The 20,441-nt window shown below is 56.5% G+C and carries 22 protein-coding genes; 11 read left to right on the forward strand and 11 right to left on the reverse strand.

Annotated features, from left to right (window positions below):
• Nucleotides 1–8 precede the first annotated feature (8 nt).
• Entirely contained in the window at nucleotides 9–614 is a 606-nt protein-coding gene (locus tag AC13DE_RS09020) for a LolA family protein (RefSeq protein ID WP_446313945.1), read from the forward strand.
• Nucleotides 615–672: 58 nt separating this feature from the next.
• Here AC13DE_RS09020 and AC13DE_RS09025 read toward each other — a convergent pair whose 3' ends face one another.
• Complete coding sequence (locus tag AC13DE_RS09025; protein WP_446297831.1) at nucleotides 673–1,263, reverse strand: transglycosylase SLT domain-containing protein; 591 nt, start codon at nucleotides 1,261–1,263, stop codon at nucleotides 673–675.
• Between the two features lie 300 nt (nucleotides 1,264–1,563).
• On the opposite strand from AC13DE_RS09025, the gene hspQ reads away from it, so the two are divergent.
• Nucleotides 1,564–1,890, forward strand: a complete 327-nt coding sequence (hspQ, locus tag AC13DE_RS09030) for a heat shock protein HspQ (protein ID WP_446297833.1) — start codon at nucleotides 1,564–1,566, stop codon at nucleotides 1,888–1,890.
• Between the two features lie 44 nt (nucleotides 1,891–1,934).
• Here the strand turns inward: hspQ and AC13DE_RS09035 are convergent, their stop codons facing one another.
• The 3 genes from AC13DE_RS09035 to AC13DE_RS09045 form a co-directional block, all read right to left on the reverse strand.
• Entirely contained in the window at nucleotides 1,935–3,512 is a 1,578-nt protein-coding gene (locus AC13DE_RS09035; RefSeq protein WP_483047621.1) for a gamma-glutamyltransferase family protein, read from the reverse strand.
• Between the two features lie 272 nt (nucleotides 3,513–3,784).
• Nucleotides 3,785–4,264 (reverse strand): ATP-binding protein, encoded by a 480-nt coding sequence (locus AC13DE_RS09040; RefSeq protein ID WP_446312385.1) that lies wholly within the window; start codon nucleotides 4,262–4,264, stop codon nucleotides 3,785–3,787.
• Nucleotides 4,261–4,602 carry an STAS domain-containing protein gene (locus AC13DE_RS09045; RefSeq protein WP_446297838.1) on the reverse strand — a complete coding sequence of 114 codons (342 nt, stop codon included), beginning with the start codon at nucleotides 4,600–4,602 and terminating at the stop codon, nucleotides 4,261–4,263. The genes AC13DE_RS09040 and AC13DE_RS09045 overlap by 4 nt, the downstream gene beginning before the upstream one ends.
• Before the next feature lie 86 nt (nucleotides 4,603–4,688).
• On the opposite strand from AC13DE_RS09045, the gene AC13DE_RS09050 reads away from it, so the two are divergent.
• From AC13DE_RS09050 to rarD, 7 genes are all read left to right on the forward strand, one after another.
• Nucleotides 4,689–5,861 carry an acetyl-CoA C-acyltransferase gene (locus AC13DE_RS09050; protein WP_483047622.1) on the forward strand — a complete coding sequence of 391 codons (1,173 nt, stop codon included), beginning with the start codon at nucleotides 4,689–4,691 and terminating at the stop codon, nucleotides 5,859–5,861.
• Between the two features lie 78 nt (nucleotides 5,862–5,939).
• Complete coding sequence (locus AC13DE_RS09055) at nucleotides 5,940–6,398, forward strand: GAF domain-containing protein (RefSeq protein WP_483047623.1); 459 nt, start codon at nucleotides 5,940–5,942, stop codon at nucleotides 6,396–6,398.
• Between the two features lie 72 nt (nucleotides 6,399–6,470).
• A complete protein-coding gene (locus AC13DE_RS09060) occupies nucleotides 6,471–7,037 on the forward strand; it encodes a helix-turn-helix domain-containing protein (protein ID WP_446297843.1) in 567 nt (188 codons plus the stop codon).
• Nucleotides 7,037–7,660, forward strand: a complete 624-nt coding sequence (locus AC13DE_RS09065) for a LysE family translocator (RefSeq protein WP_483047624.1) — start codon at nucleotides 7,037–7,039, stop codon at nucleotides 7,658–7,660. Before AC13DE_RS09060 ends, AC13DE_RS09065 begins: the two co-directional genes overlap by 1 nt.
• A 133-nt stretch (nucleotides 7,661–7,793) precedes the next feature.
• Complete coding sequence (locus AC13DE_RS09070; protein WP_483047625.1) at nucleotides 7,794–10,241, forward strand: GcvT family protein; 2,448 nt, start codon at nucleotides 7,794–7,796, stop codon at nucleotides 10,239–10,241.
• Between the two features lie 88 nt (nucleotides 10,242–10,329).
• The gene (locus AC13DE_RS09075; protein ID WP_483047626.1) at nucleotides 10,330–12,774 is read left to right on the forward strand and encodes a GcvT family protein; all 2,445 of its coding nucleotides are present in this window, start codon (nucleotides 10,330–10,332) and stop codon (nucleotides 12,772–12,774) included.
• Between the two features lie 51 nt (nucleotides 12,775–12,825).
• Nucleotides 12,826–13,758: an EamA family transporter RarD gene (gene rarD, locus AC13DE_RS09080; protein WP_446314256.1), complete on the forward strand. Its 933-nt coding sequence runs from the start codon at nucleotides 12,826–12,828 to the stop codon at nucleotides 13,756–13,758.
• 31 nt (nucleotides 13,759–13,789) lie between these two features.
• Here rarD and AC13DE_RS09085 read toward each other — a convergent pair whose 3' ends face one another.
• Complete coding sequence (locus AC13DE_RS09085; RefSeq protein WP_446314255.1) at nucleotides 13,790–14,200, reverse strand: nuclear transport factor 2 family protein; 411 nt, start codon at nucleotides 14,198–14,200, stop codon at nucleotides 13,790–13,792.
• A 58-nt stretch (nucleotides 14,201–14,258) separates the two neighbouring features.
• Between AC13DE_RS09085 and AC13DE_RS09090 the strand changes: the two genes are divergently transcribed.
• On the forward strand, nucleotides 14,259–14,906 hold the full coding sequence (locus tag AC13DE_RS09090; protein ID WP_483047627.1) for a pseudouridine synthase: 648 nt from the start codon (nucleotides 14,259–14,261) through the stop codon (nucleotides 14,904–14,906).
• Nucleotides 14,907–14,998: 92 nt separating this feature from the next.
• On the opposite strand, the gene AC13DE_RS09095 is transcribed toward AC13DE_RS09090, so the two are convergent.
• Nucleotides 14,999–16,438, reverse strand: coding sequence for an aldehyde dehydrogenase family protein (locus AC13DE_RS09095; RefSeq protein ID WP_446297853.1), 1,440 nt, complete (start codon nucleotides 16,436–16,438; stop codon nucleotides 14,999–15,001).
• A 161-nt stretch (nucleotides 16,439–16,599) separates the two neighbouring features.
• On the opposite strand from AC13DE_RS09095, the gene AC13DE_RS09100 reads away from it, so the two are divergent.
• The gene (locus AC13DE_RS09100; RefSeq protein ID WP_446297854.1) at nucleotides 16,600–17,253 is read left to right on the forward strand and encodes a peroxiredoxin; all 654 of its coding nucleotides are present in this window, start codon (nucleotides 16,600–16,602) and stop codon (nucleotides 17,251–17,253) included.
• Nucleotides 17,254–17,260: 7 nt separating this feature from the next.
• Here the strand turns inward: AC13DE_RS09100 and AC13DE_RS09105 are convergent, their stop codons facing one another.
• The 5 genes from AC13DE_RS09105 to AC13DE_RS09125 are packed head-to-tail and all read right to left on the reverse strand — an operon-like array spanning nucleotide 17,261 to nucleotide 20,401.
• Nucleotides 17,261–17,977, reverse strand: coding sequence for a glycosyltransferase family 25 protein (locus tag AC13DE_RS09105; RefSeq protein ID WP_483047628.1), 717 nt, complete (start codon nucleotides 17,975–17,977; stop codon nucleotides 17,261–17,263).
• Nucleotides 17,978–18,020: 43 nt separating this feature from the next.
• The gene (locus AC13DE_RS09110; RefSeq protein WP_483047629.1) at nucleotides 18,021–18,821 is read right to left on the reverse strand and encodes an ABC transporter substrate-binding protein; all 801 of its coding nucleotides are present in this window, start codon (nucleotides 18,819–18,821) and stop codon (nucleotides 18,021–18,023) included.
• Complete coding sequence (locus AC13DE_RS09115) at nucleotides 18,818–19,534, reverse strand: ABC transporter ATP-binding protein (RefSeq protein WP_483047630.1); 717 nt, start codon at nucleotides 19,532–19,534, stop codon at nucleotides 18,818–18,820. The genes AC13DE_RS09110 and AC13DE_RS09115 overlap by 4 nt, the downstream gene beginning before the upstream one ends.
• The gene (locus AC13DE_RS09120) at nucleotides 19,528–20,232 is read right to left on the reverse strand and encodes an ABC transporter permease (RefSeq protein WP_446314249.1); all 705 of its coding nucleotides are present in this window, start codon (nucleotides 20,230–20,232) and stop codon (nucleotides 19,528–19,530) included. Before AC13DE_RS09120 ends, AC13DE_RS09115 begins: the two co-directional genes overlap by 7 nt.
• Nucleotides 20,233–20,272: 40 nt before the next feature.
• Complete coding sequence (locus tag AC13DE_RS09125) at nucleotides 20,273–20,401, reverse strand: hypothetical protein (protein WP_446295190.1); 129 nt, start codon at nucleotides 20,399–20,401, stop codon at nucleotides 20,273–20,275.
• Nucleotides 20,402–20,441: the final 40 nt, after the last annotated feature.

Here is a 20,441-nt window from a genome sequence, read left to right on the forward strand (position 1 = left end):
ATATACAGATGCGTTTTATCACTACTACGGTTCTTGCCATCGGCCTTGGCCTGGCCGCCACGCTTCCCGCGTCGGCTGAAAAGTTGGCGCTCAACGCGATCTCGGCTTATCTGAACGCGATGAAAACAGCGCAAGGGGATTTCACGCAAATCAATGATGACGGGTCCATCAGTACCGGCACGATTTACATCAAACGGCCCGGTAAGGTCAGGTTTGAATATAACGCTCCTGATTCAGGTATCGTGATAGCGGGTAGCAACACTGTCGTTATCTATGACAAGAAATCGAACCAGGCCGCAGAAACCTATCCGCTGTCCAAGACCCCATTGTCGATAATATTGGCCGCAAATGTGAATCTTGGTCAGGCCAAAATGGTGACAGGCCACGGATATGATGGCACGGCGACCACGATACGCGCGCAGGATCCTTCTCATCCTGAATACGGAAATATTGAGCTCAAGTTTACTGATAACCCCGTCGAACTGCGGCAGTGGGTCATTAATGACAGTAACGGCAGTCAGACCACAGTCGTATTGGGTGGGTTGAAAGTGGGCGGAAACCTGTCGAACAGCTTGTTCGACATTACAAAGACCCCTTCTCCGGTTAATCGCTGATACGCGAAAAGGCCCGTCGCTTTCGCCACGGGCCTTTGTTCTTGACGTAACCCGCCTGTTACCAGCGTGACAGGCGACAGCTGGCAATTTGATATTGGTACATATCGGCCCGCGACTTTACCTTTTTCGCAACACCGACGAGCCAAGGCTTGGAGTTGTAGCTTTGCCGGGCAAATCCGGTATTGCCTTCGTGATACGCAAGATACTGGTTTTCAGCATCTTGCAGTGAGATACCGTTTCTGTCGCGGCTCTTGTTCATGTACCAGCCCATGAAATCTGAGGCATCTTTGATGCGATCGCGTTTGGCTCTGCGCCGGCCCGCTTCGGCCAGGTATTCGTCCCATGTGGCGTCAAGCGCCTGACTGTAGCCGAATGCACTTGATTGCCGCCCCATCGGAATCACGCCAATCACGTATTTGAACGGGGTGCGGGCATCCGCAACGAATTTGCTCTCTTGGTGAATCGTCGCCATTTGGACATGGATAGGCACACCCCAGCGACGCTCGGTCGCTCGGAAAGCTTTGTAATATTCGGGGCGCTCCTTAAGAATCGCACAGGCGTCATCAAGGTCTCGTGGGGCACTGGTCGGGCCACCACTACATGATGCTAAAAGCACAGCAATAATCAGGGCGCAAAAGGTTCTGCTCATCAGCCTCTCGCTATTTTCGTGTTTTTATTGAGGGTAGATTATCAGAATTTCGGTAGAAGGCACAGGAAAAGTTATAAAACTTGGTCGCAAAACAAGGCTGCGTGGTGCGGACGGAACACAACGAGGGATCACCTCCGGCAGTGTGGCCCAAACAGGCAAAGTCTGCTTAAACTGTGTATGTGGATACAACTTTGAGGATTGTAACAGTTGTGTTCACAGACTGTTTCCGTTGATTTGGGCCAAGGGATTGGACAAAAGGCCCTTGAAGCGACTACTAACGAAAGGTAGGTGCTTCAAATTATGATTAGAACACGCGCAAAATATTTTCTGGGCCAGGTTGTTCGGCACAAAAAACACCCTTTCCGGGGGGTGATCTTTGATGTGGACCCTGAGTTCGCCAATACCGATGAATGGTACAACGCGATTCCGGAAGACAGCCGACCCATCAAGGACCAGCCTTACTATCATCTGCTGGCTGAAAATGATCAAAGCTATTACGTCGCGTATGTCTCCGAGCAAAATCTGGTGGCCGATTATTCCGGCGAGCCGGTAGACCATCCCGACATCCCCGATCTGTTTGGTCCGTTCACCGATGGTGCGTATCCGCTGCATTTTCAATTGAATTGAATTGGCTGGCAGGGTGCGCATTGGCGCTGCCCTGCCTGACTGGTTCAATATCCCAACGCACACCCGTCCTTGCGCGGGTCGCTTGCACCTTCCAACAGGCCGTCGGCACGAAGCTTGATCGCCTGCGCCCCGCCGATCGCAACGCGCGGGATTTCAACTCTATGCCCCATTTCGGCAAGCTCCGCGCGCACCTCATCGCTATAGCCGCGTTCCACATTCAGCACTCCCTTGTCGGCAAAGGCGCGGGGGGCCTCAATGGCGGACTGGGCGTCCATACCGAAGTCTGTCAGGTTCGATACAAATCGCGCATGGCCATTCGGCTGATAAGCCCCACCCATGACGCCGAACGGCATCAGTACCTTGCCACCTTGTTTGATCATGCCGGGAATGATCGTGTGCATCGGGCGCTTGCCGCCCTTCAGTTCGTTTACATGGCCTTCCTCAAGGGAGAAGCCCGCGCCGCGGTTTTGCAAAAGAATACCAAATTTATCCGACGCGATGCCGGACCCAAATCCGTGGAATATGGAATAGATCAGCGAAACGGACATGCCGTCGCGGTCGACGACGGTGATATAAACGGTATCCTTATGTACGGCTTCTGAAACGGTTTTCGCTGCCGTCATCGCCGTCCGGGGGTTGATAAGCCCGGCGAGCCTTTGTGCTGTCTCCGTCGACAGCATATGGTCCAGCCTGGATGTGTGATCGGGATCGGCCAGAATGCGATCGCGGGCGTCATAGGCCAGCTTGGCTGCCTCGGCTTCAATGTGCACGCGTGCCGCGCCAAACGGTGCCATCGACGCAATATCGAAATGAGATAGAATATTCATCATAAGAAGTGCGGTTGCCCCTTGCCCGTTCGGCGCGTGTTCAACCACTTCCAGATCTTGGTAAGTTCCCGAAATCGGGTCGCTGGTGCTGCATGCAACGTTTTCAAAATCCGCGGCCGAATGGACACCGCCAAGGCCATTCAGTGCCGAGATCATGTCATCGGCGATTTCACCGGAGTAGAATGCATCCCGACCATCTTTTGCGATCCGTCGCAGCACTTCAGCCTGACCAGGTGATCGGAACAGCGCACCCTCTTTCGGGGGGTGTCCCTTCATCAAATAGTGGTCTCGCGCACTGCCTTGCAACGTATCAGCGTTATTGGCCCAATCAAAGGCGACCCGTGCAGCGACTGGCACACCTTCTTCAGCATAGCGAATGCTTGGTGCAAGAATTGCGTCCAACCCCAGCGTTCCGACCTTGTCAGACAGGTGGCAAAACGCATCTATTGCGCCGGGAATGGTCACGGCGTGCGCACTGCGAAGGGGTACCGTGGTTTCGCCGGCATCGCGCAACAGCGACCCATCCAATCGAGAGGGCGCACGACCTGATCCGTTTAACGCAATTACGTCTTCGCTACCTGCGGGAGAGTATAGAACAAAGCAATCACCGCCAATTCCAGTCATTTGCGGTTCGCAAATACCCAGCAATATCGCCCCGGCAATCGCCGCGTCCATCGCGTTGCCCCCACGTTCAAGGATATCGATGGCTGTTTTGGCAGCAAGAGGATGCGACGTTGCGCACATTCCGTTATAGGCAAGGACAGGGGAACGCCCGGGAAGTTGAAAATCGCGCATGTATTAATCGTCCTTGTTGAGTGTGCTTACTCTGAGGAAACTAACGCGTGATTATGTCGAACACCATTTTTTTTGAGAAGGAGGCAGATGGGCCTCAGTGTCGTGTACTGGGTGGGGGCTAGGAAACGCGACACTGAGGGAAGCCATATGCAGCTACAATAAAACTTATGCTGGTCAACTGGGGCGAAAATGTGATTATGGCGTGACCCATCAAAGGTAATAAGGTGCGGCAATCGTGAAGCCGGCGTGAGCGGCACGGACGTATTTGCTGTTTATGCACGTCCCACTGGAATGCGCATGGTCAAACAGTTCAATGACCCGGTTCGGGAGTAATCCAGCCTATCAGTCAGGAGCTTGATCAGCCCCATGCCGAATCCACCTTCGGGAAGGGTTGACGGGTCAAGGCACGGGATGGCGTCAAGCGATGCTCGCAGGGCAGAATGCGGCATCGGTTTTCCCAAATCAGTGAAGCAAAATTTCAACCCGTTCGGCTGATACGATCCATGGACCCGTATAGAGCCGGGGTGCGGATGGTCGTCAAATGCGTGATCCACAATGTTGTTGAGCACCTCTGCCACGATCAGTTCCACGGTGCAAAGCTCTTCTCGAGAAAGATCAAGCGGGGCCAAATTCTCGCGGATTACCAACAGTGCACTACGTATCGCGACATGCGCACCTTCCAGCGTCACCTCAAATGCCAGCGGTAACTGCGACGTGGAAACGGGGCTATGACTGCGCGACCCGGCGTTCACGCGTTCCTCCGATCTTCGACCGCGACGTCCAAAGTCGGATATATTGAAAAGACGCTATCCATCCGGGTCAGGCGGAATACGCGGGCCACCGGCCCCGTTAGCCCGGCCAGTAACAGTGCGCGGTCAGGTGCAAGGTTTTTCATGACGGCGATGATGGCACCCAACCCGCTAGAGTCGATAAAGGTTACCTTCTGCAGGTCTAAGATGACGGATCCTGTGCCGCCACTTGTAAGGCGGCGCATGTGGTCTTTGAAGACGAGCGCAACAGCGGCATCAATCCTGTCGTCAACAACCGAAACCAGCTGTAGCGGGCCTTCAGTTCTGGCTAAAAGTTCCATATGCTTCTTTCAACGAAATGCTTAGCTCACTTCGCGATAGCAGCTATATCTTACCAAATAGTGTCGAGGTTTCAGGGAGAGTAGGGATGAATAAAGTCGTGATAGCGGGTGCGGCCCGTACACCGATGGGTGGGTTTCAAGGCGCGTTGGCGCAAATGACTGCGGCCGATTTGGGCGGGCACGCCATAAAGGCTGCATTGAAAGGCGCCGGTGCCGCGACCGTCGACGAAGTGGTAATGGGCTGTGTTTTGCCTGCTGGTCAAGGCCAGGCACCGGCGCGCCAGGCAGGATTCAAGGCTGGTTTGGGCGAAGAAGTGCCCGCCACCACCATTAACAAGATGTGCGGGTCGGGCATGAAAGCCGCGATGATCGCCTTCGATCAGATTTCAATGGGCCAAAGTGACGTCATGGTCGCCGGCGGCATGGAAAGCATGACAAATGCCCCCTACATGCTACCGAAAATGCGCGGCGGCGCACGGTTGGGGCATAACCAGGTCATTGACCATATGTTTCTCGATGGACTTGAAGATGCCTACGACAAGGGTCGCCTGATGGGCACGTTCGCCGAGGATTGCGCTGAAACCTATCAGTTTACGCGATCAATTCAGGATGATTACGCTTTGGCATCACTCTCTCGCGCGATCCAGGCTCAGGAAAGCGGGGCGTTCGACCATGAAATTGCCGAGTTGGATATACCCTCGCCCAAAGGCGATGAACATATCTCTTCCGATGAACAGCCCGGCAAGGCGCGTCCTGATAAAATTCCGCTGCTAAAACCGGCATTCCGTCAGGGGGGCACCGTGACTGCGGCTAACTCCTCGTCCATCTCGGACGGTGCAGCCGCTCTTGTGCTTGCGTCGGAAAAGGCGGCCAATGACCAGGGTCTCGCCATCCGTGCCCATGTCATGGGGCACACCAGCCACGCCCAGGCTCCGGGCTTGTTCACCACCGCCCCCGTACCCGCCGCTCAAAAGCTGCTTGATCGTTTGGGTTGGCAAAAAGCCGATGTCGACCTGTGGGAAGTAAACGAAGCCTTCGCTGTTGTCCCGCTCGCTTTCATGCATGAAATGGGCCTTTCGCATGATATCGTGAATGTTAACGGGGGGGCGTGCGCCTTGGGTCACCCGATTGGGGCCTCAGGGGCACGCATTATCGTCACCTTGCTGAACGCGTTGGAAAAACGCGGATTAAAGCGTGGCATTGCTGCCATCTGCATAGGTGGCGGCGAAGGTACTGCCATCGCAATCGAACGCCCCTGATTTCCAAATGGACATATATCCTCGGGGGGCCGGGGGGCAGACAGCCCCCCGAGGTATCATCAAACAAAGGTTTCGCTTATGCGCGTTGACTACTCAACCCTCTCACGAACGATCCACGCATTGACCGAAGGTGAAACCGACCCGGTCGCGTTGATGGCGACCATCGCCTGCGAAGTGCATCATGCAGACGACCGCTTTGACTGGACAGGGTTTTACCGCGTGACCGGGCCCGGCGTCCTCAAGATTGGCCCCTACCAAGGCGGCCACGGCTGCTTGGTCATTGCTTTTGACAGGGGCGTTTGCGGTGCCGCAGCGCGCACAGGTGAAATCCAGCTCGTTGACGATGTTGACGCGTTTCCCGGCCATATCGCCTGCGCGACATCCACACGTTCGGAACTTGTATTGCCGGTGTGGGACGGTGCGGAAAAGCTGTTGGGTGTCTTTGATATCGACAGCAACCAACCTGCCGCCTTTGACGCTCGGGATGCGGAGCAGCTTGCGGATATTTTGAGATCCAGTTTTGCCAGCGTGAAATAATGCTGTATTTTTTCATCAAGCCGGTCCAGTGTGAAGAAATGAGGTGTTTTTTCACGGAGCGCTGAGCGCAGCATGCCATATTCCGTCTGTCATACGCGTCTGGGGGCCGACCTGCGTACCCTGCGCAAAGCGCGGGGCCTAACCTTGCATACTCTCGCTGACAGACTTGATCGTTCGGTGGGTTGGCTCAGCCAAGTCGAACGTGACATGTCCGTCCCGTCGATCACAGACTTACGTCACTTGGCGCATGCTCTTGATGTCCCAGTGTCGATGTTGTTTCGCCACGCCGGTGCCGCAGCCCATGAGGCAGGATTCATCGTGCGAAAGAACGCCCGCAGGCCGATCGGGTCCTCCACGCAAGGGTTGACCGAGGAACTGCTCTCGCCCGACCTGACGGATGACTTCGAGATGGTCCATTCCACGTTCCTCCCCCATAGCCGCATCAAAACAGTCGTCACACGTCCCACCCAAGAGGTCGGGTATCTTGTTTCCGGTGCCCTAGAGATAGAGATTGCCGGAACCACTCACACCCTTGCTCCCGGCGACAGCTTTCGCATACGCGGAGAGCCGTTTCGGTGGTCCAACCCCTATCCCGACCCTGCTGTGGCGATATGGGTAATTGCCCCGCCGGTGTATTGATGAGCTTTGATGCATGGATAATCTTCGCGCTTTTCTGGGTCGTATTCGTCACTACGCCCGGGCCAAATGCGGTGAATTGCATCAGCAATGGCATGAACCTTGGCTTTCGCCGCGCCATGGTTGGCGTGTTGGGGATATTGACCCAAGCCTCTCTGTTTCTGGTTCTTTCCGCGGTGGGGGTCACGGCTTTGCTTACGGCATCGCCAACGGCGTTTTTCGTCGCGAAACTCTTTGGGGCTGGATTTTTGATTTATCTGGGCGTGCGCGGATTGTTGATGGCGGGCAAACCGGTGGTGATAAAGCCCATGCCGGCGGCGTCTGTATATTGGCGCGCCTTCGCTATAGCGACGATCAACCCAAAATCCGTGGCCGGTTATCTTGCCGCGTTCAGCAAGTTCGTTCAGCCAGAGGTGCCGATCTGGAACCAGATGCTGGTGATCGTTCCCACAGCGCTGGTGCTCACCACGTTCAGCTATACAGGTTATACCGCGCTTGGTGCAGGGCTGGGGCGCGCCGCCTTGGGGGCCGTCTTCAATGTCTGGTTCCGGCGGGTGATGGCGATTTTCTTCATTTTTTATGGCGTGCTTCTGGGTGCATCGACGACACCGGCGGGGCGGGTTTGAAATGCAGATGAATGCGACAACAGCGCGTCGGCGCGAGGCCCCCCAACCCTCCAAATCTGTGCGTGGCACCGTGAAGCGGGCTTGGGGGATGTTCTTTGTATTTACCAACGGATCGTCACAAAAGGAGTAGAGCATGGCTGAGTTCCCTACCACAGCACGGGTTGTCATCATCGGCGGAGGCGTTGTGGGCGTATCGTCGCTCTTTCATCTCGCCAAGATGGGTTGGACAGATTGCGTATTGCTTGAAAAGAACGAACTGACTGCGGGTTCCACCTGGCATGCAGCGGGAAACTGCCCCAGTTTCAGCACCTCTTGGGCGGTAATGAACATGCAGCGTTACTCGCTCGCACTGTACAAGGGGTTGGCCCGCGAAGTCGATTATCCGATGAATTACCATGTCACTGGTTCCATCCGGTTGGCGCATGGAAAAGAGCGTATGATGGAGTTTGAACGCGCGTGCTCCATGGGGCGGTATCAGGGGCTTAACCTCGAAATGATGGACCTTGGCGCGATCAAACAGAAATATCCCTTTATCGAAACCCACGATCTGGCAGGGGGGCTATATGATCCCGACGACGGTGATATAGACCCTGCGCAACTGACCCAGGCGCTGGCGAAGGGGGCGCGCGACATGGGTGCCCGCATTGAACGGTTTTGCCCGGCCACCGGCGTAACACGTGACAACGGCGAATGGATCGTACATACGACCAAGGGTGACATCCGCTGCGAAAAGGTGGTGAATGCAGCAGGTTATTACGCACAACGTGTCGGAGAATGGTTCAAGCCCTATGGCGGGCGCACGGTCCCCATGGCAACGATGAGCCACCAGTATTTCCTGACCGACGAGATACCCGAACTCAAGGAATGGACCATTGCACAGGGTCATAAGGTTCCACTGTTACGGGATGTCGACAGCTCTTACTATTTGCGACAGGACAAATATGGTCTGAACCTTGGCCCTTACGAACGTAACTGCAAAGGGCACTGGATGACGCCCGATGACCCGATGCCTGACGATTTTTCGTTCCAGCTCTACCCCGACGACCTTGAGCGCCTTGAATGGTATATCGAAGACGCAATGGCGCGGGTTCCGATACTGGGCACGGCTGGGGTTGGGCGTGTGATCAATGGGCCTATCCCCTATGCACCAGACGGGCTTCCCCTGCTGGGGCCGATGCCCGGCGTCCCGGATGCCTTCGAGGCGTGCGTGTTCACCTTTGGCATCACACAGGGCGGCGGCGCTGGAAAAGTGCTGGCCGAATGGGTGGTTGAAGGGCAGACGGAATGGGACATGTGGGCAACGGACCCGCGCCGTTATACCGACTTTGCCGATCAGGACTATGCGGATCAAAAAGCGATCGAAGTGTATGGCCACGAATATGCGATGCATTTCCCGCATCATGCGTGGCCCGCTGGCCGGAACAAGAAACTGTCACCGGTGCATGACCGTATCATCGCTGCCGGGGGGGTGATGGGGGCGTATAATGGGTGGGAGCGCGCCAATTGGTTTGCCCACGCCGAAGACGACCTGTCTCATGAGGCCACCCAGACATGGGATCGCAACGGGCCGTGGGCGCAACGGGTAAGGCAGGAATGTGAAGCTGTCCGCGACGACGTGGGCGTTCTGGATCTGCCGGGGTTTTCGCGTTTCAACCTGTCCGGTGAGGGCACTGCCGAATGGTTGCGCGGACAGATAACAGGCGCACTGCCCAAGATCGGTCGCATGAACCTTGCCTATTTCGCGGATCAACGCGGGCGTATCCTGACGGAAATGTCGCTGCTTCGCCATGATGAGGATCACTTCACACTGATAACTGCTGCGGCAGCGCAATGGCATGACTTTGATGTCCTGCGCCCCGCGGGCCAGGCAGGGTTGCGCCTGATTGACCACACTGGGGATTATTCGACGCTGATTGTGACGGGCCCGCAATCGCGGGATCTGTTTCAAAGCCTCGATACGCAGGCCGACCTGTACGCCCCATGGCTGAGCCATCAGATGGCGCGGGTTGCCGGGGTGGACTGCGCGCTTGCCCGGGTCAGTTTTGCCGGAGAGCTTGGCTGGGAAATCCATGCCGCCAACAAGGATATCCCAATCCTATATGCTGCGGTGATCGGGGCAGGGGCAAAACCCTTTGGCATGTGGGCGTTGAATGCATTGCGCATGGAAAAAGGGTATCGTGCCTGGAAAGGTGACCTGTCGACGGATTACACGGTGCTGCAAGGCGGACTGGACCGGTTCGTCAAGCTGGACAAACCACAGGAGTTTCCCGGCAAGGCCGCTTTGCTGCGCGAACAGCAAACCGGGCCGACCAAGCGTTTTGTCACCTTGGTGATCGACGCTGGCGATCAGGACGCCCCCTATATGTCAACAGTATCGTACAAGGGCGACGTCGTGGGCGAGACGACATCGGGCGACTGGGGTTACCGGGTCAACAAATCGATAGCATTTGCGATGGTTCGCGCCGATCTGGCGCAGGCTGGAACCGAGCTTGAGGTCGATATTTTCGGTGTCCCCCGTCATGCCACGGTGCAACCTGATGCGCCGCTCTGGGACCCGGAAAACAAGCGATTGCGCGCATGATGTCTCACGGCACCTGACCCTAGCATTCCTACATCGCTCTCGCCCCGCGAAATATTGAGGCTCACAATCGTTCTAAGGACACTCAGATATGACTCTTCCTTCTCATGCGCGTGTCGTCATCATAGGTGGTGGCGTGATCGGATGCTCTGTCGCTTACCATTTGACGAAACTTGGTTGGACAGATGTTGTGCTGCTGGAACGCAAGCAGCTCACCAGCGGTACGACCTGGCATGCAGCCGGGTTGATTGCACAGCTGCGGGCCAGCGCCAATATGACCCGCCTCGCAAAATACTCTCAGGAGCTTTACGGGAACCTTGAGGGCGAAACCGGGGTCGCGACCGGCTTCAAGCGATGTGGTTCGATCACCGTCGCGTTGACCGGGGAGCGACGCGAAGAGATATACCGTTCAGCGGCCATGGCGCGGGCTTTCGGGGTGGATGTCGAAGAGATCGACCCCAGTGAAATCAAAGCCCGCTATCCCCATCTAAACACCGACGGCGTTACCGGTGGGGTTTATCTTGGCAAGGATGGGCAGGGGGATCCGGCCAATATCGCGCTTGCATTGGCGAAAGGCGCGCGTCAACGCGGTGCCCAGATCTTCGAGAGGGTCAAAGCCACCCAGGCGCTGCGCACAGGCCGCCGGGTAACAGGTATCGCCTACGAATCAGAGTCCGGTGAGGAGGGCGCGATTACTTGCGACCATGTCGTGAATTGCGCTGGCATGTGGGGGCATCAGGTCGGTCGCATGTTGAACACCAACGTGCCTTTGCAGGCATGTGAACACTTCTACATCGTGTCCGAACCGATAGCGGGGCTGGAACAGCTTCCGGTTCTGAGGGTCCCCGATGAATGCGCTTACTATAAATACGATGCGGGCAAGATCCTGCTGGGAGCGTTTGAACCTGTATCAAAGCCATGGGGCATGTCGGGCATTCCCGAAAGCTTTGAATTTGATCAGCTTCCCGAGGATTTCGACCACTTCGAACCCATTCTGGAAGCGGCGGTGCACCGGATGCCAATGCTGGCGGACGCCGGAATCCATACATTTTTTAACGGGCCGGAAAGCTTTACCCCCGACGATGCGTACCATCTGGGGCTTTCCCCCGAGATGGATAATGTTTGGGTCGCCGCAGGGTTCAATTCTATCGGGATACAATCCGCCGGCGGTGCGGGGATGGCATTGGCCCAGTGGATGGAGGATGGTGCCAAACCATTTGATTTGGGCGATGTGGATATTTCGCGCATGCAGCCGTTTCAGGCCAACAAGTCTTATCTGGTGGAACGCTCAAGGGAAACGCTTGGCCTGCTTTATGCGGATCACTACCCGTTCCGCCAAAAGGTCACCGCGCGGGGTATTCGCCGCTCACCCTTCCATGCGCAGCTTCTGGAGAGCGGGGCAGTCATGGGGGAACTTGCAGGCTGGGAAAGGGCGAACTGGTTCAGTAAGCCGGGCCAGGACGGGTCGTATCGCTACAGTTGGAAGCGGCAGAACTTTTTTGGCAATGTCGCCGATGAACTGGCTGCAATCCGCACGAATGTCGGGATGTATGACATGTCGTCGTTTGGCAAGATCCGTGTCGAGGGGCGCGATGCCACAGCGTTCTTGAACCATGTCGGCGCGGGGCAGTACGATGTCCCCCTGGGTAAGATTGTCTATACCCAGTTCTTGAATGAACGCGCGGGGATAGAGGCCGACGTGACCGTCACCCGCCTGTCAGAGACAGCATATCTTGTGGTTACGCCAGCGGCCACCCGTCTGGCGGATGAAACCTGGATGCGACGGCATCAGGGCGGCTTCAATGTCGTCATCACCGATGTAACCCCGGCCGAGGGTGTTTTGGCCGTCATGGGCCCGAACGCCCGAAAGCTGTTGCAGGCGGTTTCGCCGAATGATTTCACCAACGCAACCAACCCGTTTGGCACAGCACAAGAGATCGAGTTGGGCATGGGGTTGGCGCGGGTGCACCGGGTGACCTATGTCGGCGAACTGGGTTGGGAGATTTACGTAAGCACCGATATGGCGGCACATGCCTTTGAAACACTCATGTCAGCGGGGCAGAATCTCGGGTTGAAGCTGTGTGGCATGCATATGATGGACAGCGCGCGGATAGAAAAAGGCTTTCGGCATTTTGGTCACGACATCACCAGCGAAGACCACATACTGGAGGCCGGTCTGGGGTTTGCCGTGAAAACCGACAAACCCACATTTATCGGGCGCGACGCGGTGCTGCGCAAGCGCGAGACCGGTCTGGCAAAACGGTTGGTGCAATTCAAACTGACTGATCCAGAGCCGATGCTCTATCACAATGAACCGATCTTGAGAGATGGTGAAATCGTTGGTTTCCTGACGTCGGGTGCATACGGGCATCACTTGGGGGCGGCGATCGGCATGGGCTACGTGCCTTGCGCCGAACAAAGCGCGGCAGATGTCCTGGCCTCGCGCTTCGAGATCGACGTTGCGGGCACGCGTGTCCCCGCCGAAGTATCGCTGAAACCCATGTACGACCCTGCTGCGGAAAGAGTGAAAGTTTAATACTGGTAGGTTGCTCGTAACACAGCTAAGCACCGCGCAAGGAGTAAGCCCATGCGCAACCCAGATACGTTGTCCGCAGGTCAGACAACCCCGAATGAGGACACGCCGGAAGGTCTTGCGTTTGCTATAGGGGCCTACGGCCTTTGGGGTTTTCTACCGCTGTACATGAAGGCGATTGACCATATTCCGGCGGCGGAAATCGTCGTGCACCGGATCATTTGGTCGGTCCCCGTCGGTGCGATGGTTCTGCTCATGCTCGGGCGCACCGCGACCCTGCGCGAGGCATTCCGTTCGCCGCGCACCTTGCTTATGGGGTGCGTCACAGCGTCGTTGATCTCGGTGAATTGGGGAATTTACATCTGGGCGGTCAATTCGGGCCACGCGCTGGATGCAGCTCTCGGCTATTATATAAATCCGTTGTTCAGCATTCTTCTCGGGGCGCTGCTGCTTGGCGAACGCATGGAGCGTTTGCAGGTAGCGGCAGTCGCTCTTGCAGCGGTCGCGGTAGGAATTCTGACGATCGAATCCGGTCGGCTTCCCTGGGTGGCCTTGAGCCTGACCTTCACGTTTGGTCTTTACGCGCTCGCCAAGAAGCGCTTGCCGATTGGGCCAAATCAGGGGTTTCTGCTTGAGGTGTTGATCCTGCTCGCCCCGGCCTTGGCGTATCTGGGCTATCTGGTTGTGTCCGGGCAGAACCACTTTGGTGTCGGCGTGCCGTTTGACACATGGATGTTGGTGGGCTGCGGAGTGGTAACGGCGGTGCCCTTGATCTTTTATGCCAACGGGGCAAAACGCCTGCGGTTGTCGACTATCGGAATATTGCAATATATTGCCCCCACGATGATCTTCCTGAACGCGGTACTGGTCTTTGGTGAACCTTTCGGGCGCTCACGGATGATAGCATTTCCGCTAATTTGGGGCGCGTTGGTGATCTATTCGATTTCGCTGTTCAGGCAAATGCGGCGTCGATCGCCGGCGCAATAATGACAAGCCTGGTCCGGGTCCCCGCATCGCATCAAGACAACGCACCCTTGAATGCGAGAAAACCAGGGTCGTTCATCACCCGCTCATTCATCGCATCGCGTAGCGCACCTATGGATTTGTGCGGGCGCATGGCCACTTCAAACTGCGAGATAAGGCCATCGTCATCCAAGGTTATCAGATCAACGCCAACCGCGTCCAAATCGTTGACTTTGCACTCGAATTCCAGAGCCCAGTCGTTGCCAGACCCCATGATCCTACGGTATCTGAAGTTGCTGAAAACCTGGCCGACGTGGCCCAGTACTGCTGCCACGGGTTCACGCCCCGTCCAGGTCTTGTAATAGGTCGGGGGCATAAAGCGCACATCCTCAGCCAATAGCGGAGCGATCTGGTCGGCTTCACCCTTGGCTACGACGTCGATCATCTTGGTAATAGTGGGGTGCATCATCAATCCTTTGCATCAACTGGCTTGAAAACCCATCCTACATCTGAGAGTCACAGCTATGGAAACAGAATATTGCCCGCCGCAGGATCCGTTGGTCATCTTGCATGAAGATGCCGAAGTTTTGCTGGTTGATAAACCGGCTGGTTTGCTTTCGGTACCGGGCAAGGGTCCACATCTGGCGGATTGTCTGATTACACGCGTGCAGACCGTGTGTCCCGATGCACTATTGGTGCACCGGCTGGACCGCGACACCTCGGGCGTGATGATTTTCGCGCTGACACCTTATGCACAGCGGCATCTGGGGTTGCAGTTCGAAAAGCGGATGACGCGCAAGACCTATGTTGCACGCGTCTGGGGCGTGCCAGAGCAGAGTTCGGGAACGATCGACTTGCCGCTGATCGTGGACTGGCCCAACCGGCCGCTTCAGATGGTGTGTCACGAAACCGGAAAAGCCGCGCAGACCGACTGGCGCTTGCTGAAAGATGAAGGCGAAACGGCGCGCGTCCGACTTAGCCCCAGAACGGGGCGCAGTCACCAGTTGCGGGTGCATATGCTAAGTCTGGGACACCCAATTTTAGGCGACCCGTTTTATGCTTCGGGGCCTGCGCTCGATTACCCCAGAATGATGCTCCATTCAGAAGAGCTGCGGTTCAACCACCCTCAGGGCGGCCATTCCACCAAGATCCGGTCGAAAGCCCCGTTCTAAGCCTGCGGGCTGGGTGGAAAAGACCACCCCGCCAGGGATGGCCCATTGTTTCGCAACACTCCGGTGTTGCGCTTCGATAATGTCTGATGCTGTTATTCGGCGGCCCAACCAGAGACCGCTTTGATCTCGGTGAAATCCTCGATGCCGTATAGCCCGCCTTCGCGGCCATTGCCCGATTGCTTCATCCCCCCAAAGGGTGATCCCGCCGCGCGGCCCTGACCGTTCATTTCAACCATGCCGGATCGCAGCTGGCGCGCCAGCCTATTGCGACGCTCGCCGTCCTGGCTTTGGACATAGTTGGTCAGTCCGTACACTGTATCGTTGGCGATTTGTACGGCCTGTTCTTCGGTGTCGAACTTCATGATCGACAGCACCGGGCCAAAGATTTCCTCGCGGGCAATGGTCATATCAGGCGTCACATCAGCAAAAACCGTTGGTTTTACAAAGAACCCCCGGTTCAGCCCGTCGGGGCGACCCGTGCCGCCGGTGACCAGACGCGCACCTTCGTCGATGCCCTTTTGGATCAGGTCCTGGATTTTGTCGAATTGGGTTTGGTTCACCACGGGGCCGATGTGCCGCCCTTCTTCGGATGCCGGGCCAACAGTCACCTTGGACGCTACGGCACCCGCTTCTTCTACGGTTTTGTCATATATGTCTGACTGCACCAACATGCGGCTGGGGGCGTTACACGACTGCCCGGTGTTTTGCATCATATGCAGCACGCCGCGTTTGACCGCCTTATCGTCTGCATCGCTGAAGATGATGTTCGCGCCCTTGCCACCCAATTCAAGGTGAACTTTCTTCAGGGTGTCCGCCGCCGCCTTCGAAATCAGGGTCCCCGCGCGGGTGGAGCCGGTAAAACTGATCATATCAACGTCTTTATGAGAGGACAGTTGGCTACCAACGCCGACCCCGTCACCGTTTACCAGGTTAAAGACACCTTTGGGAAAGCCGGCCTCGTCCATCAGCTCGGCAAAGATCATGGCATCGAGCGGGCTTTCCTCGGATGGCTTCAACACCATCGTGCACCCTGCTACCACTGCCGCACCGACCTTGAGGGTGATCTGGTTCATTGGCCAGTTCCACGGCGTGATAAGGCCAGCCACACCCACAGCCTCGCGGATGATACGGTCGTTGGGGGCATGGTCGCCCAAGGGCTGTTCAAACTTAAATTCTTTCGCAGCCTTGATGAAATTGCTCAGATGCCAGGTCCCTGCACCAACCTGTGAAGTCCGGGCCAAATCCATCGGGGCACCCATTTCGGTACTCATCGCTTTGGCCAGGTCTTCTGCACGTGCCTGATAGACCTCAAGCAGCTTTTCCAGTAGTGCGATGCGCTGTTCAGGAGGAGTGGCCATCCAGCCGGGCAGCGCTGCCTTTGCTGCGGCAACTGCGGCATCGGTATCAGCCTGATCGCCCAAAGAAATTACCGCGCAAGGTTCTTCGGTCGACGGATCAATGACATGATGATCTTTCGGCGCAGCGGGTGAAACCCATTCGCCATTGATATAGAATTCGCGCTTCTCGAGCATGGAAAACTCCTTTTGTCATGCAGTGGCGGGGAATTTCCCATCCACGTTGCGCATACCATGGCACCACACCATCTTACCCGCAAGTGAGGGGGTGAAACGGAATGCGCTTACACCTACATAAGTAGGGAGCGACAAACTGGAACCTCAATTTGGAGAATAAAATGTCTTTGCGCATAAACGATACGATTCCGGACATGACCGTCGAAACCGATCAGGGATCACTCAAACTGCATGATTGGGTTGGCGATGGCTGGGCAATTCTTTTTTCCCACCCCAAGGACTTTACCCCTGTGTGCACGACCGAATTCGGTGCCGTCGCTCAGTTGGCGGATGAATGGGAAAAACGCGGCACCAAAGTGATGGGCATTTCGGTGGACGGTGTCGAAGAGCACAAAAAGTGGAAAGGCGACATTGAAACGTTCGGCGGGGCAAAGGCGGGTTTTCCGATCATCGCAGATGATGACCTGAAAGTCGCCAAGGCGTTTGATATGCTTCCAGCCGAAGCTTACTTGCCGGATGGGCGCACGCCGAATGACAGCGCGACCGTACGTGCCGTATTCATCATCGGCCCGGACAAAAAGCTAAAGCTATCGATGACGTATCCGATGACCGTCGGTCGCAACTTTGCCGAAGTGCTGCGTGCCCTCGACGGCTTGCAGATGTCGTCAGGCAAGGGTGTCGCGACACCGGCCAACTGGAACGTGGGGGACGACGTGATTATCCCCGCGACGCTGTCTGACGATGACGCCAAGGCCAAGTTTGGCGATTTCAACAAGATTCTGCCGTACCTGAGGACGACCAAAGCCCCGAACTAGGGCGGTGTCAGGCGCGCTGCGGTCGCATAGCGACTTGCGCGCGGTACCACCCACGGTTCAATTCCCGCATCAGTTTGCCGCTGGTGCGGGTTTTTTGTTGGATGGTCGAACCGCCGATTTGATGCGCGATCTCGCTCAGTCCGTTCGGCAGCAGGGCATGCAGCTTTTGTCCGGTGACCCAATGCATCTGCAACCACGTATCAACAGGTCGATCTATCTGCTCGGACCCCTGCAACAGCCGTTTTGCAGCCTCGCGCCCCACCACCTGACAGCAGCATTGCAACCCGATCACGCGCGGCAGAATAAGCGCCATCTCGCCATCTGTGGCAATAACCTTCGCCGGTTTTTCGCGGCGTTTGGGGGGCAGCCGCAGATACATGTCTGGCGTCATGTGATCGGCGATCATTGCCCTGGCGCGGGTCATCTCGGGTGATGACACAGCAAGATCATCTTCGGCGATCATCGCATAATCCCAACCCTGATCGACGATCATGCGCCAGCATTTGCGGTGGCTTTGAAAAACGCCAATTTCCGCGGGGGTCAGGGGAAAGGGATAGGCCGGGCTATGCAGGTTTCCCGCATGGGTCTTGATACCCGCAACTTGCGTGGGGTCGCGACCGTTGACTGCTTCGACGACCTGCGCATCTGGCAGGTCTTGCAGCAACCGCGCGACGTTGGGACGGCGCGCGGTGCTGGAGGACATATGGATGATCAAAGAGTTCATAACGTCTGATATCCTGTCCTGTCAGGCTTTCAAACCTGCTTGATCACTGTTCGGCGTTGAAGGTGAACAGCTTTTCGCCATTGATCGTATAGCTGTCAATCAGCTCTTTTGCCCGGTCGCTTACCAGCCAGGTTTCAAGCTTGGCCGCTGCTTCCTTGTTGATATGCGTAAAGTTTTCGGGGTTAACCGGGATATAGGCATACTGGTTGAACAGCACCTTATCGCCAGCAAACAGCAGAGCCAAATCAGCCTTGTTGGCAAAATTCAGCCAGCTTGCACGATCGGACATGATGTACGCATCAAGCCCTGCGGCGGTATTCAGGCTTGCTCCCATCCCTGCACCAACGGCCTTGTACCAGTCTCCGAACGCCTTCGGGTCCAGATCGGCGGTCGCCCAAAGCGCCAGTTCCTTTTTATGCGTTCCGCTGTCGTCCCCACGGCTGACAAACGGTGCCTTGGCGGTCGCGATCATCTCAAACGCCTGCTTGGCGGTCTTTGCACCTGCGATGGCGGCGGGATCGCTGCTAGGCCCGATCAGCACAAAATCATTGTACATGATTTCACGGCGATGGGTGCCATACCCCTTGGCCACGAACGCTTCTTCGGCTTTCTTGGAGTGCACCAGAATAGCATCGACATCCCCGGCTTCCCCCAAGCGCAAGGCTTGGCCGGTACCGACGATCAACAGCTGAACATCTAGGTCCAGGTCCTGCTTGATCGCCGGTAATAACACCTCGGACAGGCCCGAATTGTTGAATGAAGTTGTGACCGCCATTTTCATTGTGTCGGCCTGTACCGCAGTGGCACCTATCGCAATGGCAAGAGCTGTTAGCAGGGATTTCATACCAAAATGTCTCCGTTCAGGAAGGATTTGAATTCCGAGGTCAGAGGGGCATCAAACGTCTGGGGTGCCGGTCCTTCCTCGTGAATACGACCTTTAAACAGAAAGAGTATTTCAGTTGCAAGACGACGCGCCTGTCCTAGATCATGGGTCGCCATCACAATACGGGTACCGTTACGGTGGGCGGCTTGCAGCAGTGCTTCGATATCTTTCACCGAACGACCGTCAAGATTTGAACACGGCTCATCCAGAAACAGGATTTCAGGGTCGCGTATCAAAGCGCGGGCCAGTGCCAGCTTTTGCTTTTCCCCTCCCGACAGGCGGGTCGCCGGCCGGTGAAGCGCGTCGGTCAGACCAATGCGTTCGGCCCAAGTCTCGATCGCGTGATCCATTCGATCTTTAGGGTAGGACAGAATACTCAGCGGATAGGCGAGGTTGGCGCGGACTGATCGGCGTAACATCACCGGGCTTTGGAACACGTAGGCCTGCTTGGTGCGGGCCACGGTGTCGGAAGCCGACCAGGTGACGGTACCGGTATCCAGTCTCTCCAGCCCGTGCAAAGCCTTGAGCAACGTCGTTTTGCCCGCACCGTTCGGTCCTAACAGGATGGTGAAGCCAGACGCACCCAGGGTCAGGTCAATTGGCCCCAAAAGGCTTTTCCGCCCCTTCGAAATGCTGACCCCGCGCATTTCCACAGGCAGTACGGTGGTCACCATCTACCTCTCCTTTCCGTGCGGGAAAGGGCATGAATGATCAGGTTCACAGAAAGCGCCAGACCGATCAGGACAAATCCCAACCCCAGGGCCAAGGCAAAGTCTCCCTTGCCGGTTTCAAGCGCGATAGCAGTGGTAAGCACCCGCGTGGCATGGTCAATATTGCCACCCACGATCATAATCGCGCCGACCTCGCCTATGGCGCGGCCAAAGCCCGCCAATGCAGCGGTGAGCAGTGCGCGCCGCCCATCGGTGATCAATGTCAGGATACGGCGCATCGGCGTCGTGTTCAGCGATATAAGCAGATCGTGATATTCCGCCCAGAGGTCGCGCATGGCCTGGTGGGTGATGGACGCGATCAATGGTGTGATAATGACCACCTGTGCAATGATCATTGCAGTGGGGGTGAACAACAGACCGAAAACGCCGAACGGTCCTGCGCGTGATAACAGCAGATAGACGATCAGGCCGACAACCACCGGGGGAAGGCCCATCATGGCATTGAGCACAGCGATCGCAGTCCGGCGGAACCGGAACCGGCGGATGGCCAGCCAGGTCCCCAGGGGCAGGGCAATGAACGACGCGATGAATAAAGCTGACAGGCTGACCTGAAGGGATCGCATTGTGATCTCGATCAGGTCGGCATCGCCGGTCGCGATGAGCCAGAATGCAGAAGTGAGCCCTGCCCAGATGTCATTCATCGGGCAGGTCGCAGGTTTGGATACTCATTATTTACTGTCTTCAGTCGCCCAGCCGTACGTTGCTGTCGGAAGTCATGTTGGCAGACGAAAACCCGGCATTGTCAAGCGCGAGGTTTACCCCGAACGCAATGATGATCAGGGCCACGTTGGCCACTAGGAAAGCCTTCATTTGGAACCTCGCTGTTGTGCGCCTGAACGCAGGTTACGGA

Source organism: Sulfitobacter sp. L-8, from assembly GCF_056859255.1.

Coding starts and splice junctions, on each gene's coding strand:
- AC13DE_RS09085 (WP_446314255.1), bottom strand. CDS start 14,200: ATGCACCCCACTATTACCAAGATGATCGACGTCGTAGCCAAGGGTGAA.
- AC13DE_RS09055 (WP_483047623.1), top strand. CDS start 5,940: ATGCGCGTTGACTACTCAACCCTCTCACGAACGATCCACGCATTGACC.
- hspQ (WP_446297833.1), top strand. CDS start 1,564: ATGATTAGAACACGCGCAAAATATTTTCTGGGCCAGGTTGTTCGGCAC.
- AC13DE_RS09090 (WP_483047627.1), top strand. CDS start 14,259: ATGGAAACAGAATATTGCCCGCCGCAGGATCCGTTGGTCATCTTGCAT.
- AC13DE_RS09020 (WP_446313945.1), top strand. CDS start 9: ATGCGTTTTATCACTACTACGGTTCTTGCCATCGGCCTTGGCCTGGCC.
- AC13DE_RS09045 (WP_446297838.1), bottom strand. CDS start 4,602: ATGGAACTTTTAGCCAGAACTGAAGGCCCGCTACAGCTGGTTTCGGTT.
- AC13DE_RS09110 (WP_483047629.1), bottom strand. CDS start 18,821: ATGAAATCCCTGCTAACAGCTCTTGCCATTGCGATAGGTGCCACTGCG.
- AC13DE_RS09060 (WP_446297843.1), top strand. CDS start 6,471: ATGCCATATTCCGTCTGTCATACGCGTCTGGGGGCCGACCTGCGTACC.
- AC13DE_RS09035 (WP_483047621.1), bottom strand. CDS start 3,512: ATGCGCGATTTTCAACTTCCCGGGCGTTCCCCTGTCCTTGCCTATAAC.
- AC13DE_RS09075 (WP_483047626.1), top strand. CDS start 10,330: ATGACTCTTCCTTCTCATGCGCGTGTCGTCATCATAGGTGGTGGCGTG.
- AC13DE_RS09120 (WP_446314249.1), bottom strand. CDS start 20,232: ATGAATGACATCTGGGCAGGGCTCACTTCTGCATTCTGGCTCATCGCG.
- AC13DE_RS09095 (WP_446297853.1), bottom strand. CDS start 16,438: ATGCTCGAGAAGCGCGAATTCTATATCAATGGCGAATGGGTTTCACCC.
- AC13DE_RS09050 (WP_483047622.1), top strand. CDS start 4,689: ATGAATAAAGTCGTGATAGCGGGTGCGGCCCGTACACCGATGGGTGGG.
- AC13DE_RS09115 (WP_483047630.1), bottom strand. CDS start 19,534: ATGGTGACCACCGTACTGCCTGTGGAAATGCGCGGGGTCAGCATTTCG.
- AC13DE_RS09025 (WP_446297831.1), bottom strand. CDS start 1,263: ATGAGCAGAACCTTTTGCGCCCTGATTATTGCTGTGCTTTTAGCATCA.
- rarD (WP_446314256.1), top strand. CDS start 12,826: ATGCGCAACCCAGATACGTTGTCCGCAGGTCAGACAACCCCGAATGAG.
- AC13DE_RS09070 (WP_483047625.1), top strand. CDS start 7,794: ATGGCTGAGTTCCCTACCACAGCACGGGTTGTCATCATCGGCGGAGGC.
- AC13DE_RS09065 (WP_483047624.1), top strand. CDS start 7,037: ATGAGCTTTGATGCATGGATAATCTTCGCGCTTTTCTGGGTCGTATTC.
- AC13DE_RS09125 (WP_446295190.1), bottom strand. CDS start 20,401: ATGAAGGCTTTCCTAGTGGCCAACGTGGCCCTGATCATCATTGCGTTC.
- AC13DE_RS09105 (WP_483047628.1), bottom strand. CDS start 17,977: ATGAACTCTTTGATCATCCATATGTCCTCCAGCACCGCGCGCCGTCCC.
- AC13DE_RS09100 (WP_446297854.1), top strand. CDS start 16,600: ATGTCTTTGCGCATAAACGATACGATTCCGGACATGACCGTCGAAACC.